Raw genomic sequence first — 16523 nt, forward strand, 5'->3', positions numbered from 1 at the left:
TATGGCATACAAAGAGGTATCTGGAGGTTCCTATGGCAGCCGAGCCTGTCCGAACTCCTTCCGAAATACCGGCTGGCAATCCGAAGCATGCCGCCCGTGCCACGCGCCCGGCCGGCCGCAAAACGCGCTCGCTGCTGCTGGATGCCGCCAGCCCTTTGTTCAAGGAGCGCGGGCTGGCGGGCACCTCGATCGCCGACATCGCCACAGCCGCGGACGCCTTTCCGAGCCAGATCACCTACTACTTCCGCACCAAGGAAGCGCTGTTCGTCGAGTGTGCCTGCCGTGACATGCTCTACGTGGCGCGTGCGGCCGAACAGGCGGCGCTCAAAGCGCGCACGCCGCGGGACTACACGCGCGCACTCGTCGAGACCGTGACATCGACCGATTCTGTGTCCTTCTTTGCCGAAGCCCTGACTCTGACTCGGCGCCGCCAGGATCTCGCACCGCTGGTCGAGCGCACGATCGGGCGATTGCACAGCGAAGGGCTGCGGGCCTACGCGGGTCAGATCGAGCGGCACGGCTGGCGCAGCCTGCGCGATCCGGATGCGACCTCGCGGCGGTTCTGGGCGGTTGCGATCGGAGTGATCCTTGAAGGCTACGCGATCGGACGCTCGCCGGACCAGCTGTGCGAGGAGATGCTGCGCGCGATAGGTGAGCAGGCAGCGACCGCCTCCATGAGCGACAGCGCGCCCTTGCGGCTCGTCGATCGCGACGCATCGCCCTCAATATCGCCCGACGGGGAGACTTCGTCATGACCGCACTTCGCATTCGTGCCCGCGATTTCCTGACCGAAGATCAACTCATCGCCGTTCGGCAGCGTTCGACCTGGAAAGGCATCGCGTTGATTGCCCATGCGTGGGCCTTGATATTGGGTGCGATCGCGCTGGTGGCATGGTGGCCCAATCCGCTGACCTATCTGTTTGCGGTAGCGATCATCGGCTCGCGCCAGCTCGGGCTTGCGATCCTGATGCATGACGGTGCGCACGGATGTCTTTCGGCAGACGAGAAGACCAATTCGGCCCTGAGTCAGTGGCTCTGCGCCTACCCGATTTTCGCCGAGACGCGCGCCTATCGGCGCTATCACTTGCAGCACCATGTGCGGACGCAGCAGGAGGATGATCCCGATCTCGTTTTGTCGGCACCTTTTCCGATCACGAGGACGAGCTACCGCCGCAAGTTCATTCGGGATATCACGGGACAAACCGGTTATCAGCAGCGCAAGGCGCAGTTGCTCAACGCACTCGGGCCGAAGGAATGGTCGTTCCAGCAACGCGCCGCACAATTCTGGGAGAAGCTCGGGCCACAGTTCGTCGTCAATGCCGGCATGTTTGCCGGGCTGGCAGCTGCAGGCGTGTGGTGGGCCTACCCGTTGTTATGGCTTGTTCCGCTCCTCACCTGGATGATGGTCATCACCCGTATCCGCAACATCGCCGAGCACGCCGTTGTTCCCGACAGTGGTGATCCGTTGCGCAATACCCGCACCACGCACGCGAACTTCCTCGAGCGGCTGTTCATCGCGCCTTATTATGTGAACTACCACCTCGAGCATCACCTGCTGTTCTATGTGCCATGCTACAACCTGCCGCGGGTGCACCGCATTCTCAGCGCAAGCAGGCATGCAGCCCGGATGGAGGTGCAGCCGAACTACCTTGCCGTACTGCGGCTCGCGACCGCCAAACCTGACCACCAGGATCGTCCGGGGCAGTTGGTCAACAGTGCGCGCCGGGCGAGTGCGGGAGCGGAAGTAGGCGCCGATCAGACGGCTGCCGGTTTCTAGGCGCGCTCCTCAGCCCCCGGACCCGACCGCGGCTTGACATCCCGGCCCCGGTCAGTGTCTTACCGCCAAAGTTTCACGGACTTTGGACGTTCAGGGAGCGCCGATGACGGCAGCATTTACTTTTCCGGGGCAGGGTTCCCAGGCGGTCGGCATGGGTAAGGCCCTGGCCGAGGCCTTTCCGGTGGCGCGGGCGGTATTTGAGGAAATCGATGCGGCCCTGGGCGAAAAGCTGACCAACACCATCTGGGACGGGCCCGCCGAGACGCTGCAGCTCACCGAGAATGCGCAGCCGGCCCTGATGGCGGTATCCCTGGCAACCCTGCGCGTGCTGGAGAGCGAGGCCGGCCTTTCCGTCGGGCGGGATGCTGCCTTCGTCGCCGGGCATTCGCTCGGCGAATATTCGGCGCTGGCCGCGGCCGGCAGCCTGACTATTTCCGATACCGCGCGCCTGCTGCGCACCCGGGGCCTTGCCATGCAGAAGGCCGTGCCGGTTGGCGCGGGTGCGATGGCGGCGCTGCTTGGTCTGGACTATGAGGCGGCCATGGCCGTCGCCAACGAGGCTGCCCAGGGTCAGGTCTGCCAGGCTGCCAATGACAATGGCGGCGGGCAGGTCGTGGTGTCCGGCGACAAGGCTGCCGTCGATCGTGCGGTCGAGATCGCCAAGACCAAGGGCGCCAAGCGCGCGATGTTGTTGCCGGTGTCCGCCCCCTTCCATTGCAGGCTGATGCAACCGGCGGCCGAGGCGATGGCGGAAGCGTTGGCCAGGGTCACCATAAAGGCGCCGGCTGCGCCGCTGGTGTCCAACGTGCTGGCGAGCGCAATCACCGATCCCGACGAAATTCGCCGGCGTCTCGTCGAACAGGTGACGGGTACCGTGCGCTGGCGCGAGTCCGTCGCCTACATGGCGAGCAAAGGTGTCACGCATTTCTTCGAAATCGGTGCCGGCAAGGTGCTTACCGGCCTCGTCAAGCGCATCGCCGACGGTGCGGTCGGCGTTGCCGTGGGGGGGCCGAACGATATTGCCGCGGCCAAGGATGCGTTAGCCGCCGCGAAGTCGGCGTAAGGAGCAATCGATGTTTGATTTGACTGGCAGGACGGCGCTCGTCACCGGCGCAACCGGCGGGATTGGCGGCGCGATTGCAATTGCCCTTCATGCGCAAGGCGCCACCGTTGCGGTTTCCGGAACGCGGCGGGAGGTTCTCGATGAACTCGCCGCCCGACTTGGCGAGCGCGCTCACGTGCTGCCCTGCAACCTCTCCAACGCGGAGGAAGTCGAAGCGCTGGTGCCGGCGGCCGAGCAGGCCATGGGCCAGCTTGACATCCTCATCGCCAACGCCGGGATCACGCGCGACAATCTGTTCGTCCAGCTGCGCGATGAAGACTGGGACGAGGTGATCAAGGTCAATCTGACCGCGACCTTCCGTCTGGCGCGTGCCGCGACGAAACTGATGATGCGCAAGCGATTCGGGCGCATCATCGCCATCACCTCGGTCGTCGGCGTGACCGGAAATCCGGGGCAGGGGAATTATACCGCCTCGAAGGCCGGCCTGATCGGCATGATCAAGACGTTGGGTGCCGAATATGCCAAGCGCGGCGTGACCGCGAACTGCATAGCGCCGGGTTTCATCAAGACGCCGATGACGGATGTGCTGAACGATAAGCAGCGCGAAGCCATCCTATCAAAGGTTCCGGCAGGCCGGCTCGGTACGCCCGAGGACATTGCCGCCGCGGCCGTCTACCTCGCCTCGAACGAAGCAGGCTATGTCACCGGCCAGACGATTCACATCAACGGCGGAATGGCCATGATCTGAACCGTTTTCCGGGCCGGAGAGGTGCGGCAAAGCGTCGTTTTTCGGAGCGAATTGAGGCTTGTAGTCAAGAGAGTTGAAGTATGATAACCGGGCCGTCCAGCGGGTGGGCGAAGAACGCCATTGCAGGATGTTGAAACCCTGTATATTGGCGGTGCGGAGCTTGGCCGTCGTTCGCGGGCCTGCGTCGGCTAAGGTGGGGCCCACTTCAAGTTTTGCGCGATTGCGAAAGCAGCTAACGACCACGATGACTCGTATCGTCCCCGGGGTCGGGTGTTAAGGGAACAACACGAGGTTAAACGATGAGTGAGATTGGCGAGCGGGTTAAGAAGATCGTGGTCGAGCACCTTGGTGTTGAACCCGAGAAAGTCGTCGACAACGCGAGCTTCATTGACGACCTCGGCGCCGACAGTCTCGACACCGTCGAGCTTGTGATGGCTTTCGAAGAAGAGTTCGGCTGTGAGATTCCCGACGACGCCGCGGAGACCATTCTGACCGTCGGCGACGCGACCAAGTTTCTTGAGAAGAACGCGAAGAGCTGAGGCTCTCGCACGGGTTGATAGCGAAACCGGACGGGCCGCGACTCAGCGGTCCACCGGTTTCTTGCTATTGGCCGCAGAATCCTGATCCGGAGTTGAGGGTATGAGACGGGTTGTCGTCACTGGCCTCGGCATGGTGTCGCCACTTGGCTGCGGCGTCGAGCCGACCTGGAAACGCATCCTCAATGGCGAGAGCGGCGCGCGGAAAATCGACACCTTCGAGGTCTCCGATCTGCCAAGCCAGATCGCCTGCATGGTGCCGCGCGGCGACGGTTCCGGCGCCACGTTCAATCCCGATCAGTGGATGGAGCCGAAGGACCAGCGCAAGGTCGACGACTTCATCATCTACGGGATGGCGGCGGCACGCCAGGCGCTTGATGACGCGAACTGGCATCCCTCCACCGAAGAGGACCGCTGCGCGAGCGGTACGATGATCGGTTCCGGCATCGGCGGACTCAACGGCATTGCCGAGACCGCGGTGCTTCTGAAGGAGCGGGGGCCACGCCGGGTGTCACCGTTCTTCATTCCCGGGCGACTCATCAACCTTGCCTCCGGCTATGTCTCCATCGAGCACGGCTTGAAGGGACCGAACCATGCCGTGGTGACGGCCTGTTCGACCGGCGCCCATGCGATCGGAGACGCCAGCCGCCTGATTGCGCTCGGCGACGCCGACGTGATGGTGGCGGGCGGAACGGAATCGCCGATCTCCCGCATCGGCATCGCCGGCTTCTGCGCGGCGCGTGCCCTCTCGACCGGGTTCAACGACGCGCCCGAGAAGGCGTCGCGTCCGTATGACAAGGATCGCGACGGGTTTGTCATGGGCGAGGGTGCGGGCGTCGTCGTGCTCGAAGAGTATGAGCACGCTAGGCAGCGCGGCGCGAGGATCTACGCAGAGGTGGTCGGCTACGGTCTTTCCGGCGACGCCTATCACATCACCTCGCCGTCCCCCGACGGTGATGGTGGCTATCGCAGCATGGCGGCAGCGCTCAAGCGCGCCGGCATCACGGCTGCGGATATCGATTATATCAACGCGCACGGCACCTCGACGCAGGTCGGCGACGAAATCGAGCTTGGCGCGGTGGAACGATTGCTCGGCAACGCCGCTTCGAAAGTCTCGATGTCTTCGACGAAGTCCTCGACCGGGCACCTGCTCGGCGCGGCTGGTGCGATCGAAGCGATCTTCAGCATCCTGGCGATTCGCGATAACATCGCGCCGCCAACGATCAATCTGGACAACCCTTCGGTCCAGACTGCGATCGACCTCGTGCCGCAGGTGGCGCGCGAACGCGAGATCAACATCGTGTTGTCGAATTCATTCGGTTTTGGTGGTACCAACGCGTCGGTCATCCTCAAGCGCGTGGCCGGTTAGCCGGGATTGGAATCATTCCACCGTTTTGCCTTATTCGGCGATAACTCATAGTTGCGGGCGTGTGCTATTGGCGTGACAAGCGATTTGTCAGGCCACGATTGGACCGGCAGGATTCAGGTTGCATCGATGAGTGAAAGGCCGCCCATTTCCCCTCGGAGTCCGCGTGCGGCACTGGAGCCTGAAAAGGTCCCGCCGCCGCCCAAGCGCTCCGATCGCGCGCGCAATCCCTTTGTGGTGGTCGGCAACGCCATCATTACGATTATACTGATCGCGATGCTGGGCATCGGGGCTGGCTACTATTATGGCAGGCAGATCCTCGAAGCGGCCGGCCCGCTGAAGGAAGACAAGATCGTCAACATTCCCTCGCGCGCCGGCAAGCGCGACATCGCCGACGTCCTGAACAGGGAAGGCGTAATCGACGTCAATCCGTGGATCTTCATCGGCAGTGTCTTTGCCCTGAAAGCCTCTTCTGACCTCAAGCCCGGCGAATACGCGTTTCAGAAGAATGCCAGCCTGCGCGACGTCATCGCAACTATCGTCGAGGGCAAGGTCGTTCAGCATGCCGTCACCATTCCGGAAGGGCTGACCTCCGAACAGATCGTGGCGCGGCTGGCCGACAACGACATCTTCACGGGCACCGTGCGCGAGTTTCCGCGTGAGGGCACGTTGTTGCCGGAGACCTACAAGTTTCCGCGCGGCACGACGCGAGAGCAGGTGATCCAGCGCATGCAGCAGGCGCAGAAACGTGCGCTGGCTGAAATCTGGGAACGCCGCAGTCCCGACCTCCCGATCAAGTCACCCGACCAGCTCGTGACGCTCGCCTCGATCGTGGAGAAGGAGACCGGCAGAGCCGACGAGCGCAGCCGTGTTGCCGCCGTGTTCGTCAACCGACTGCGACAGAGAATCAAGCTGCAGTCCGACCCAACGATCATCTACGGTCTGGTCGGCGGCAAGGGTACGCTGGGCCGCCCGATCAAGCGCAGTGAAATCACCCAGCCATCGCCCTACAATACCTATGTGATCGAGGGACTTCCGCCGGGCCCCATTTCCAATCCCGGGCGCGCCTCGCTGGAAGCCACCGCCAACCCCGCGCGCACGCGCGACCTGTACTTCGTGGCCGATGGAACCGGCGGCCACGCCTTTACCGAGACCTACGACCAGCACCAGAAGAACGTCGGCAGGCTGCGGGCGATGGAAAAGCAGATCCAGAACGACACGGTCGAACCTCCCGAGGAAGCGTCGCCGCCGCCGGCTGCGGCGGCGCCTGCTGCCGCGGACACCGCCCCGACTGCCACGACCAGGCCGCCGCAGCCGAAGAGACCGGCCCGACCACCGACGCCAACTGCGCCAACTGCGCCGCCAACCGCGCCGCCTGCCCGCCAGGGGGCAGCGCAGACGAGCCCCACGGCCCCGGTGGTCCAGCGCTAGCCTTCGCCAGCGCTAACCGACTGCTCGGCCGATTCCACTTTGGGGAAGAAAAGTTCTAAGTTTCCCGCCTGCTTTATTGCGGCGAATCTAACTGCCGGAGAATTTTACCTGATGGCGCTATCGAGCATGACCGGCTTTGCGCGAAGCCATGGCGCAAGCGGATCTTACACGTTCGAATGGGAATTGAAGTCGGTCAATGCCAAGGGGCTCGACATCAGGCTGCGACTGCCGCAGGGGTGGGACGAACTGGAGGCCTACGCCAAGAAGCGCGCCGGCGAGGTGCTCGTGCGCGGCACGGTCTACGCCAATCTCAACGTCAAGCGAACGAGCGCGGTCGCGGCAATCCGCATCAACGAGGAGGTCCTGGCCGCGGTCCTGAAAGTGGCAAGCCAGCTCTCCGGCAAGATCGATGCGGTAGCACCGAGCATCGACGGTCTTCTGAGCATCAAGGGCGTCATCGAGGTGGTCGCGCCGTACGGCGATGAGGCCGAGGACACGGCGGCGCCGGCCGCCGCCGCCACTGCCTTCGACAAGGCGCTCGCCGATCTCGTCGGGATGCGAAGGCGCGAGGGCGATACGCTCGGGCTGATTCTCAAGCAGCGCATGGACGAGGTCGAAGTGCTGGCGAGGAGGGCCGAAGCCGCGCCCGGCCGCAAGCCGAACGCGATCAAGGCGCGTCTTGCCGAGCAGATTGCGACGCTGCTTGAGACTCCCGATCGGTTCGATCCGGACCGCCTCAACCAGGAAGCAATCCTGATCGCGAGCAGGGCCGATATCCGCGAGGAACTCGACCGCATCGCCTCCCACATCGCGCAGGCACGCGAATTGATCTCCAACGGCGGTCCGATCGGGCGCCGGCTCGACTTCCTGGCGCAGGAGTTTCATCGCGAGGTCAACACCTGCTGCTCCAAATCGAACGATATCGAACTGACTAACACCGGGCTCGCCATGAAGAACGTGGTCGAGCAGTTTCGCGAGCAGGTCCAGAATCTGGAGTGACGGATGACGGTGAGCAGTCACGGCTTTGACAAGGTCGAGCGGCGCGGCCTGATGTTCGTGCTGTCCTCGCCATCGGGCGCGGGTAAGACCACGTTGTCGCGTCTATTGCTCTCGCGCATGCCGGGCCTGAAGATGTCTGTATCGGCCACCACGCGGTCGATGCGGCCCGGTGAAGTCGACGGACACGACTATCTGTTCGTCGACAAGACAAGATTCCAGGAGATGGTGAAGGCAGACGAACTGCTGGAATGGGCCACCGTATTCGACAACCATTACGGCACGCCGCGCGCTCCCGTGGAAGCCGCGCTATCGGCGGGCCAGGATGTGCTGTTCGATATCGACTGGCAGGGCACGCAGCAACTGCGCCACAAGGCGCGGGCGGACGTGGTCAGCGTGTTCATTCTGCCGCCGTCAGCGGCCGATCTCGAGAAACGCCTGCATTCCCGGGCGCAGGATTCCAATGAGGTGATCCGCAAACGGATGAGCCGCGCCAGCCACGAGATGAGCCACTGGGCTGAATACGACTACATCGTCATCAATCACGACATCGACGTCGCGTTCGCCGAAGTGCAATCCATCCTGAAAGCCGAGCGGCTCAAGCGCGAACGCCGGATCGGGCTTGTGGGCTTTGTGCGTAATCTGCAGAACCAGCTGCAGCAATAGAACGGTCCAGCCTTGGCCCTTCTTTGAGCAGGTGCTCCAGCAGCTTCGTGATCTCGTCGATATCGATCTCGTCGTCCTGCTCGCTCGGTGCAGGATCCTGCTCGCGCGCGGGCTCGTCCCGTACGGGCTCGGCGTCAGTGGCGGGCGCAGGCGCAGTCTCCGGGTCAGAGGCAGCCATAAGCAGAGGCTCGGGGGCAGGCACAGGCTCGGGGGCAGGCACAGGCTCGGGGATGCGTTCGGGCTCGGACGCGAATCGGCTGCGCGGCGTGAGCGGCGATGCTTTGCTGACCCATGGTGCCCCGCTGTTATCGGCGGGTGGCTTCCAATTCACGCGTCGGCGCTGGCTTGCCCGGTGGCGAACCGGATTGCGCGAGCCGGCGAAGCGATAGATGACGCTGCCGCTCAGTCCGGCCATGCCAAGCGCGCCGAGCACCACGAGCAGCAGCATCTGAATCGAGGCGGTCGGCTTTTGAAACTGGATCGAGCCGGTCGGCGTCTCAATCGGAACGTCGGCTGCGGCGAGAGTCATCGCAGGGGCGTGCGAGGGCGCTGAGTGCTGCCTTTGCCGCGCGCTCACGCTGGCGGCAGGCGGCGTTGCGGGTGAGCTGACGGCGATATCATTGGTGGTCGCATCGGGCCAGCGCGAGTCGACGGGGGGAAGCTGTAGGCCGTTGTTGGTTGCGTCTGCCCGCGGAAGCACTGGCGCAGGGCCGGCAGGTGGCGCATGCGCGATAGATCCGGTGGTGTCCTGATCGGATGCCGCTCGCCTCGGTATCTCGGCACGCGCGTCCTGCAGCGAACGCGGCGGAGGCGCCTCGGCCCTTTGCGTAACCGGTTTCTCCGTCACAGCCGCTTTACTCGCCGTGCCTTGTGAGGCCCTGTCGCCCTCTTCACGCAGATACCAGCACTGACGCTTGGTCCCGCGTTCGAGGCGATAATACCAGTGCTGGCCCTGCGGCGCGGCGCCCTTGGCCGCGGGCAGGCATTCGTCGGCGACAGCGGGAGCATCCTGGGACGTCGTCGCTGTGGGCGCAGCGGGAGCATTCTGAGACATCGTCGCCACGGGTGCGCCAGCAATGACGCTGGCGAATATGGCGGAAATGAACTTCGCGGCTCGACTGGCCATGGACGCCTCCGGATACGCATACGCAACGCTTCACATGGTCCCAATCTCTGGGAAGAGTTGGGTCGCAATGGGCCGCAATTCCGGAGAGGATGAGGCTTAATTCGGGCCCACGCTTCAGGCGTGCGGTTGAGGCGAATTGCTGTTTGGAGGCCGTCAAACGGCCGAAAAATCCATCGGATTGCCGGAGGGTTCCGGAGCCGCTGCGGCCTGACAGATGTCGGAGGCTGCTGATGGTAATGCCTTGAAACGGCCGACGGCGCTGCGGCGCGCAAATTTGGCAGCAGGGGGACCCGGGCAAGGCGCGTCAACACGCGGCGAGCGAATCTCGCATGCGAGCACAACCGGCGAAACCATCAGACGCGATGGCTTCGCCGGATCAGTCGAGACGGCTTGATCGATCAGTTCTTCAACATGATCCGGCCGACGACCTTGCCGCCGCGCAGCGCGTCGATCCATTTCTGGACGTCGGCCATCGGCTCCTCACGCATCGGGGTCGGCTTGATCTTGCCGGCGCGTGCAAGCGCCATCAGTTCGTGACCCTCGGCCAGCGTTCCGACCATGAAGCCCTCGATGGTCATGCGCTTGTAGATCCACTGCACCATCGGCAGGTTGAAACTTCCGCCCATCAGTCCGGACACCACGATCTTTCCGCCGCGCGCGACCACCGAGACGGCAAACGCCATGGACTTCTCGTTGCCGGCGAAATCCACCACCTCGTCGAAACCGCCCTCGGTTTCCTTCATGATGCGCTTGACGATGTCCTGCTCGGACGGATCGTAGGCGACCGAGGCGCCGTTCTTCAGCGCGGTCTCCCGCGCGGCGGGGCTGAGATCGGCAACTGAAATCTTCTGCTTGAACATCGACTGCGCGAATGACAGGCCCATCATACCGACGCCGCCCAGGCCGATCAGCAGCAGATTGCGCTGTCGCGGACGGTCGACCAGGCGTTTCAACGCGCCATAGGCCGTGACGCCGGAGCACATCAGGGTCGCGGCCTGGTTGATCGGCAACGGGTCGTATTCCAGGAGATATCTTGCATCCGGCACCAGGACATGGCTGGCAAAGCCGCCATCGATGGAGACGCCGAGGAAGCGGTTCTTCACGCAGAGATTTTCGTCGCCGTTCAGGCAATCCCGGCACTGGCCGCAGCCGATCCAGGGAAACACCGCTCGCTTGGCGCCGACCAGGCTCGAGGCAACGTCCGCGCCGACCTCTTCGACCACGCCGGCGATCTCGTGCCCGAGCGTGAACGGCAGCGTCATGCCGCGCGTGGTGTCGAGCCGCTTGCCGCCGCCGAGATCGGCATAACCGTCCTGGATGTGCAGGTCGGAGTGACACAGCCCGCAGCGCTCGATGCGCACCAGGACTTCCTTGCCCTTCGGCTTGGGGGTCTCCACGATTGTTTCGCACAACGGCGCATCGAATTTGACCAAAGACTGCCGATGCATTAGCGCCATTTGCTTCCTCCTTGATTTTCTGCCGGGTTTTCCCTGCGTATATCGGCCAATTCGCGCGCCATGGCAACAAAGCCCGCGACGGGAATCGTTTCGGCGCGCCGCGTCGCATCGACATGCGCAGCGAGGGCCAGCCGCGCCGGATCGACGCCCAGCGACTTCAGGCTCTGCCGCAGCATCTTGCGGCGCTGGCCGAATGCCGCCCCGGTGACTTTCTCGAGCAATTTCCGCTCGCACGGCTCAGGGCTGTGCCGAGGCACCAGGCGAACGACGGAGGAGGTCACCTTGGGCGGCGGCACGAAGGCTGACGGCGAGATGTCGAACAGGATCCTGGTCTCGGCGCGCCAGTTTGCCAGCACGGCGAGCCGGCCATAGGCCTCCTCGCTTTCGTGCGCCACGATCCGCATCGCAACCTCGCGCTGGAACATCAGCACCATCATCTCGTACCAGGGCGGCCAGGGCTCGATCGACAGCCAGCCGACCAGAAGCGCGGTTGCGATGTTGTAGGGCAGGTTGGCGACGATCTTGGCCCTTTCCCCTGCGAGCAGAGGCTTGGGGTCGAAACTTTGCGCATCCGCGCACACGATTTCGAGCCGCCCGGGATAGCGCGCCGAAATGTCCCGCAACGCCGGAATTGCCCGTTCGTCGTGCTCGATCGCGATCACGCGGCGGGCGCCGAGCGCGAGCAGCGCGCGGGTCAGCCCGCCGGGGCCGGGCCCGACCTCGACGACTGTCGTGTCCTCCAGGGGACCCGCCGCGCGCGCGATGCGTGCCGTCAGGTTGAGATCAAGCAGGAAGTTCTGGCCGAGCGACTTGCGCGCCGATAGCGAGTGCTGGCGGATGACCTCGCGAAGCGGCGGCAGGTCGTCGATGGCGCTCATGCGGAAGGTCGTGTTCCCGCCATTCGCGCGGCAAGCCTCAACGCGGCGATCAGGCTTGCAGGATTGGCTCTGCCGGTGCCGGCGATATCGAACGCGGTGCCGTGGTCGGGCGAAGTACGGACGAACGGCAGCCCAAGCGTGACATTGACGCCCTCGTCGAAAGCGAGCGTCTTGATCGGGATAAGGGCCTGGTCGTGGTACATGCAGACTGCGCAATCGTAGGTCTTGCGCGCGGCTTCGTGAAACATGGTGTCGGCGGGCAGGGGACCTTTGACCTCGATGCCCTCGCGGCGCAGCATCTCGATCGCCGGCGCCACGATCGTCTGCTCTTCGGTGCCGAGCGAGCCGTCCTCGCCGGCATGCGGGTTGAGACCGGAGATCGCAATTCGCGGGCGGGGGATGGCGAACCGGGATTGGAGCGCCGCCGCGACAATGCGCACCGTTGAAACGATCAACTCGGTCGACAGCTGCGCCAGGGCCTCGCGCAGGGCAACATGGATGGTCACCGGAACGACCGCGAGCACGGGCGACCACAGCATCATCACCGGCTGCGGTGCGCGGCCGCCGACCGCGGCAAGCTCGGCAAGAAATTCGGTATGTCCGGGGTGGCGGAAGCCCGAGCGATAAAGCACGCTCTTGGCGATCGGATTGGTCACGACCGCGGCGGCGCGTCCTGACACGACTTCGGCAACGGCCTGGCGGATCGAAGCCAGGGCCGCCGCGGCGCTTGTCTCGTCAGGCTGGCCGGGTGCGGCCGTTGCGATCTCTCCGGTCGGAACGACCGGCAACGCGTCCGCGAACGTCGCCGCGGCGTGTTCGCTGGCGACCGTGGCGATCCTGATGTCCGCGCCTAACGCCTTTGCGCGTTCGGCGATGCATTGCTCGTCGCCGAGCAAATAGAAGGCCGGCAGTTTCAGCTCATCGCGCCGTACCCAGGCGGCGATGGTGATGTCGGGTCCGATGCCGGCGGGTTCGCCTAATGTCAGCGCGAGGGGCTGGGCCATGGGTCAGCGATATTCGATCATCGCCGCCTTGCGGACTTCCTGGAGATAATTCTTCGACGTCGTTTCGTACTTCTCGACGAACATCTTCTCGCGGATTTCCCGCTTCTTCGGCGTGTCGATCATGGTCTGCTGGCGCGCGCACAGCACCACCATTTCGATACCCTGCTTGGTCACCTCCGGCGGAGTCAGATGGCCGACCGGAGTATCGTCGAGAACCTTGCGAAGGGCCTCGGGCAGGTCCGCCGAACTCTTGGTCACCATCTCCCGAATCGCGCCATTCTGCATCGAGCGAAAATAGGAATTGGCTTCGCCGCAGCTTTGTATCCGGCTGCGCAGCGCCTCGGCCTCCTTGCGTCGCGCGTCGACAGTGGCCTGCGGCGATCCCCGCGGCACGATCAGGACGACAGGCTGCATCTTGTATTCGAAACCTTCGATCTGCAGCTTGTCGCCGCTCTGCGCCTGCACGGCAGACATGACGTCCTTCTCACCGACCTGCAGACGCTCCTTGAAGCGGCCGCGCACCAGGCTGCTCCACACCATCTCCGCCTTCATGCGGCTCTTGAGCGTTTCGGCCCGGACTCCCTTGCTCTCGAGCGTTTTTGTCAGCTGGTCCGACGTCAGCCGCATCCGCGATGCCATCTGCGCATAGGATTGCTCGACATCGGAAGAGGTCGGGGCGACGCCGTACTTCTTGCCTTCCTTGATCTTTACCTTTTCGTTGATCAGCGTGTCGATCACCTCCTGGCGGGCCGGCTGCTTGTGCGAAACCAGAACTTCAAGCTTCGCGCGCTGCTCGATGTCGAACTCCGTGATCGGCTCGCCGTTGACCATGACGACGATGGATTGTGCGTGCAGCAGGCCGGTGCTGCCGGTGAGGGCCAGTGCAAGGACCAGGACGAAAAACAGGAGACGGTTGAGCGGCGTGAAGGTCGTCATGTCTGTCGTACGCATGTCAGCCAAGGTGAATTGAGATTGCTATCGGGAGCCCCCCGGGCAACATCAAATCGGTCACTGGAGCGTGCCGCTGCCGGTGCCGCCCGCGGACGTCGTCGCCAGCGTGCGCAGGCCGATCTGCAGCATGAAGGCGTGGCCGAGTATCGGAGGCGTCGTGCCGGCAGTATAACTATACGAGGTAACATAGTTCGCCGCCAGAACGAAGCAGTCGTCCACGTAGCCGGCGCCGATCACGTACTGGTTGAGCTTGTTCGCCTCGAGATCCCATCGGGCGGCTCCCGTCAGCACCCAGTTTGCCGCAACCTTGACCGAGGCGTTGCCCAGCAATCCTTCGCGTCGGGTCAAATAACCGAGCTCGGGCTGCGGCGCGTAGTTGCCGTAGGTCAGGGCGACGGACCAGCGGTCGAAATTGGCGCGGCCCTCAGCCTCGAAACGCTGGACGTTCGTCGTCTGCTCGTCGAGGCGCGTACGTACGCTGAACGTATAGGTTCTGTTCGGCGAATAGTTGACGCGGGCGACATAGTCGGACCTGGGCTTGGCCAGTCCTGAATCGAGGCCGGTATTGCTCACGTCCTGGACCGCAAAGGAGTTCATGCCGAACAGCTGGTAGGACTGGCCAAACAGGACGTTGATTGATCCCCCGCGATCGAATTGGGTCGTTGCCTGCACGCCCACGTTCGCGCGTCCGCCGCCCTCGAGCCGATCGTAGCCCGAGAACTTGTCGACACGGAACAGGTTGCTGGCATCGAAGACCAGGCTTTGCGCATCTTCGTTGGGTAGCTTGCCGGCGGAGGGCTCGTTGGGCCGGACGATAACCTGGGCGATGGGCTCGAGGGTCGTCGTTCCCCACGGCTGAACGTTGATGAAGGGATAGCGATATTCCAGCCCGACTGTCGGCATCAGGCGAAGCTCCTGCGTGTCGCCGACCGGCAGGAAGTTGGAAACACCGGGCTGATTGGAGATCGAGGCGTTGATCGCATCGGCACGGAGGATGGCGAACGGGGTCCAGATTTGGCCCGCGGGGTCGGTGAACGAGCGCCGCCACTGCGCTTGCGCGCTGAGCCGCGTGTAGGTCCCCGGGATGCCGCGCAGGAGGCATTGCGAGGGCAACCGCGCCAGGGGATCGGCCGATGCCGTCGTGCACAAGCTGGCGGTATTGGCCAGCGTGGTGATCGGGTCGAACACGGCGCTTTCGCGTGTCAGGCTGGTGAAGTTGGTCTTGTAGCTGACCTCACCGCCGAGGATCGGAGTGTTCCACACGTTCGCGTAATCGATCACCGGGTGGATGACCGGAACCTGGTCCTGCTTGCCCGAGAAGCTCAGGTAATAGATCGCGCGCGCGTCGAAGAAGCTGCGGTTGCCGACCCCGGTCAGGTAGAGCTGCGAGACCGCCTCCGTGGGCAGGCTCAGGAACGAGTTCAGCGGGTCGCGGTACTGGGACAGCCGGTAATCCGACATGAAGTAGTAATCGGAGAGTGCGACGCCTTCCCAGCCCCAAACCCATTTGTCGTTCAATGCGAACTGACCTCTGGTCTCGACACCGCCTCGGAACTGGCGGTCGCCGGGCTGACCGGCGAAGGCGCCGGGATCGAGCTGGTCGATCCCGTAGGCGCGGATCTGGTAGGCGCCATCCATCAGGCGCTGTCGGAACTCGGCCTGGAACAGCACGCCCTGCTTGGTGGTGAAGCGCGGGTTGAGGGTCAGGTCATAGTCGGGAGCGATCGCCCAGTAGAAGGGGACTTCGACACCAACGCCATAGGTCGAGTTGGTGCTGAAGCCCGGCATCAGGAAGCCGGTCTTGCGCTTCACCGTCGGATCCGGCGTCGAGAAATAGGGGATGTAGGCGATGGGAACGCCGAAGAATTCGAGCTGCGCAGTCTCGAAGTACAGCATCTTCTCGGTCTGGTCGTGGATGATCCGCGCGCCCTTGACCTGCCACAGGGGTGGCTTCTTCGGATCGTCCTTACACGGCGCGCAGGCCGTGTAGACTCCGTTCTCGAAGACGGTGTAGTTGCCGCTGGAGCGGTCGGCGCGCGTCGCCGCCATGCGGGTCTGGTCCGCGGTATCGACGCGCAGCGAATCGACGAAACCGTCGCGGTAGTCGTCGCTCAGATCCATGATCTCGGCGTAGGTAATTTTGCCGTCGGCATCCGTCATGCGGATGTTGCCTTCGGCATGAAGCCGCTTGGTCTTCTGGTCGTAGATGACCTTGTCGGCCTCGACGCTCGTGCCGTTGTAGAACATCTGCACGTTGCCGACGGCCGACACGCGGGAGTTGTTGTAGTCGTAATTGACCTCGACCGCCTGCACGAGCATCTGCCCGTCATTACCGGTGCGCGGCGGTTTCGGGCGCGGCGGTAGCGGGTTGTAGGTAAAGCTCTGGGCGGCAGCCGGTTCGCTCGTGGCAAGCCCGGCGAGGCCAGTCAGCGCGAATGCGACCGTGAGGATGAGCAGGAAGCTTGTCGCGGCAGGCACACCAACGGCGTTGCCGCGCACGATGGTACGCAGCGCCGACACAAAC

General features: G+C 63.9%; 15 protein-coding genes. 9 read left to right on the forward strand and 6 right to left on the reverse strand.

The features are described 5' to 3' along the window. Nucleotides 1-32: 32 nt before the first annotated feature. The 9 genes from HY852_RS13500 to gmk all read left to right on the forward strand — a co-directional run bounded on the left by HY852_RS13500 (nt 33) and on the right by gmk (nt 8583). Nucleotides 33-755, forward strand: a complete 723-nt coding sequence (locus HY852_RS13500) for a TetR/AcrR family transcriptional regulator C-terminal domain-containing protein (RefSeq protein WP_291605212.1) — start codon at nt 33-35, stop codon at nt 753-755. Then, nucleotides 752-1777 carry a fatty acid desaturase family protein gene (locus tag HY852_RS13505; RefSeq protein ID WP_291605213.1) on the forward strand — a complete coding sequence of 342 codons (1026 nt, stop codon included), beginning with the start codon at nt 752-754 and terminating at the stop codon, nt 1775-1777. Before HY852_RS13500 ends, HY852_RS13505 begins: the two co-directional genes overlap by 4 nt. 103 nt (nt 1778-1880) lie before the next feature. Then, nucleotides 1881-2840 (forward strand): ACP S-malonyltransferase, encoded by a 960-nt coding sequence (gene fabD, locus HY852_RS13510; RefSeq protein ID WP_291605214.1) that lies wholly within the window; start codon nt 1881-1883, stop codon nt 2838-2840. A 10-nt stretch (nt 2841-2850) separates the two neighbouring features. After that, nucleotides 2851-3588 (forward strand): 3-oxoacyl-[acyl-carrier-protein] reductase, encoded by a 738-nt coding sequence (gene fabG, locus HY852_RS13515; RefSeq protein ID WP_291605215.1) that lies wholly within the window; start codon nt 2851-2853, stop codon nt 3586-3588. A gap of 299 nt (nt 3589-3887) precedes the next feature. Then, a complete protein-coding gene (locus HY852_RS13520) occupies nt 3888-4127 on the forward strand; it encodes an acyl carrier protein (protein ID WP_006610957.1) in 240 nt (79 codons plus the stop codon). Nucleotides 4128-4227: 100 nt separating this feature from the next. Further along, the gene (fabF, locus tag HY852_RS13525) at nt 4228-5493 is read left to right on the forward strand and encodes a beta-ketoacyl-ACP synthase II (RefSeq protein WP_291605216.1); all 1266 of its coding nucleotides are present in this window, start codon (nt 4228-4230) and stop codon (nt 5491-5493) included. A gap of 126 nt (nt 5494-5619) precedes the next feature. After that, entirely contained in the window at nt 5620-6921 is a 1302-nt protein-coding gene (gene mltG, locus HY852_RS13530; RefSeq protein ID WP_291605217.1) for an endolytic transglycosylase MltG, read from the forward strand. A gap of 111 nt (nt 6922-7032) precedes the next feature. After that, complete coding sequence (locus HY852_RS13535; RefSeq protein ID WP_291605219.1) at nt 7033-7920, forward strand: YicC/YloC family endoribonuclease; 888 nt, start codon at nt 7033-7035, stop codon at nt 7918-7920. A gap of 3 nt (nt 7921-7923) precedes the next feature. Beyond that, nucleotides 7924-8583, forward strand: coding sequence for a guanylate kinase (gene gmk / locus HY852_RS13540; RefSeq protein ID WP_291605221.1), 660 nt, complete (start codon nt 7924-7926; stop codon nt 8581-8583). Here gmk and HY852_RS13545 read toward each other — a convergent pair. The 6 genes from HY852_RS13545 to HY852_RS13570 form a co-directional block, all read right to left on the reverse strand. Further along, a complete protein-coding gene (locus HY852_RS13545) occupies nt 8516-9112 on the reverse strand; it encodes a hypothetical protein (protein ID WP_291605223.1) in 597 nt (198 codons plus the stop codon). The two genes, gmk and HY852_RS13545, sit on opposite strands and share 68 nt — an antisense overlap. Before the next feature lie 995 nt (nt 9113-10107). Then, nucleotides 10108-11166, reverse strand: coding sequence for an alcohol dehydrogenase (locus HY852_RS13550; RefSeq protein ID WP_291605224.1), 1059 nt, complete (start codon nt 11164-11166; stop codon nt 10108-10110). After that, on the reverse strand, nt 11157-12044 hold the full coding sequence (rsmA, locus tag HY852_RS13555; RefSeq protein WP_291605226.1) for a 16S rRNA (adenine(1518)-N(6)/adenine(1519)-N(6))-dimethyltransferase RsmA: 888 nt from the start codon (nt 12042-12044) through the stop codon (nt 11157-11159). The genes HY852_RS13550 and rsmA overlap by 10 nt, the downstream gene beginning before the upstream one ends. Next, nucleotides 12041-13048, reverse strand: a complete 1008-nt coding sequence (gene pdxA, locus HY852_RS13560) for a 4-hydroxythreonine-4-phosphate dehydrogenase PdxA (protein ID WP_291605228.1) — start codon at nt 13046-13048, stop codon at nt 12041-12043. The genes rsmA and pdxA overlap by 4 nt, the downstream gene beginning before the upstream one ends. Nucleotides 13049-13051: 3 nt before the next feature. Next, on the reverse strand, nt 13052-13999 hold the full coding sequence (locus tag HY852_RS13565; protein WP_291605230.1) for a SurA N-terminal domain-containing protein: 948 nt from the start codon (nt 13997-13999) through the stop codon (nt 13052-13054). Between the two features lie 57 nt (nt 14000-14056). After that, complete coding sequence (locus HY852_RS13570) at nt 14057-16456, reverse strand: LPS-assembly protein LptD (RefSeq protein WP_291605306.1); 2400 nt, start codon at nt 16454-16456, stop codon at nt 14057-14059. Nucleotides 16457-16523 lie beyond the last annotated feature (67 nt).

It is taken from the genome of Bradyrhizobium sp. (assembly GCF_016213215.1).
Taxonomy (GTDB): Bacteria; Pseudomonadota; Alphaproteobacteria; order Rhizobiales; family Xanthobacteraceae; genus Bradyrhizobium.

Excerpts from the sequence above, each read along its gene's own strand:
- HY852_RS13500 (WP_291605212.1), top strand. The coding sequence starts at position 33 with ATGGCAGCCGAGCCTGTCCGAACTCCTTCCGAAATACCGGCTGGCAAT.
- HY852_RS13505 (WP_291605213.1), top strand. The coding sequence starts at position 752 with ATGACCGCACTTCGCATTCGTGCCCGCGATTTCCTGACCGAAGATCAA.
- fabD (WP_291605214.1), top strand. The coding sequence starts at position 1,881 with ATGACGGCAGCATTTACTTTTCCGGGGCAGGGTTCCCAGGCGGTCGGC.
- fabG (WP_291605215.1), top strand. The coding sequence starts at position 2,851 with ATGTTTGATTTGACTGGCAGGACGGCGCTCGTCACCGGCGCAACCGGC.
- HY852_RS13520 (WP_006610957.1), top strand. The coding sequence starts at position 3,888 with ATGAGTGAGATTGGCGAGCGGGTTAAGAAGATCGTGGTCGAGCACCTT.
- fabF (WP_291605216.1), top strand. The coding sequence starts at position 4,228 with ATGAGACGGGTTGTCGTCACTGGCCTCGGCATGGTGTCGCCACTTGGC.
- mltG (WP_291605217.1), top strand. The coding sequence starts at position 5,620 with ATGAGTGAAAGGCCGCCCATTTCCCCTCGGAGTCCGCGTGCGGCACTG.
- HY852_RS13535 (WP_291605219.1), top strand. The coding sequence starts at position 7,033 with ATGGCGCTATCGAGCATGACCGGCTTTGCGCGAAGCCATGGCGCAAGC.
- gmk (WP_291605221.1), top strand. The coding sequence starts at position 7,924 with ATGACGGTGAGCAGTCACGGCTTTGACAAGGTCGAGCGGCGCGGCCTG.
- HY852_RS13545 (WP_291605223.1), bottom strand. The coding sequence starts at position 9,112 with ATGACTCTCGCCGCAGCCGACGTTCCGATTGAGACGCCGACCGGCTCG.
- HY852_RS13550 (WP_291605224.1), bottom strand. The coding sequence starts at position 11,166 with ATGGCGCTAATGCATCGGCAGTCTTTGGTCAAATTCGATGCGCCGTTG.
- rsmA (WP_291605226.1), bottom strand. The coding sequence starts at position 12,044 with ATGAGCGCCATCGACGACCTGCCGCCGCTTCGCGAGGTCATCCGCCAG.
- pdxA (WP_291605228.1), bottom strand. The coding sequence starts at position 13,048 with ATGGCCCAGCCCCTCGCGCTGACATTAGGCGAACCCGCCGGCATCGGA.
- HY852_RS13565 (WP_291605230.1), bottom strand. The coding sequence starts at position 13,999 with ATGCGTACGACAGACATGACGACCTTCACGCCGCTCAACCGTCTCCTG.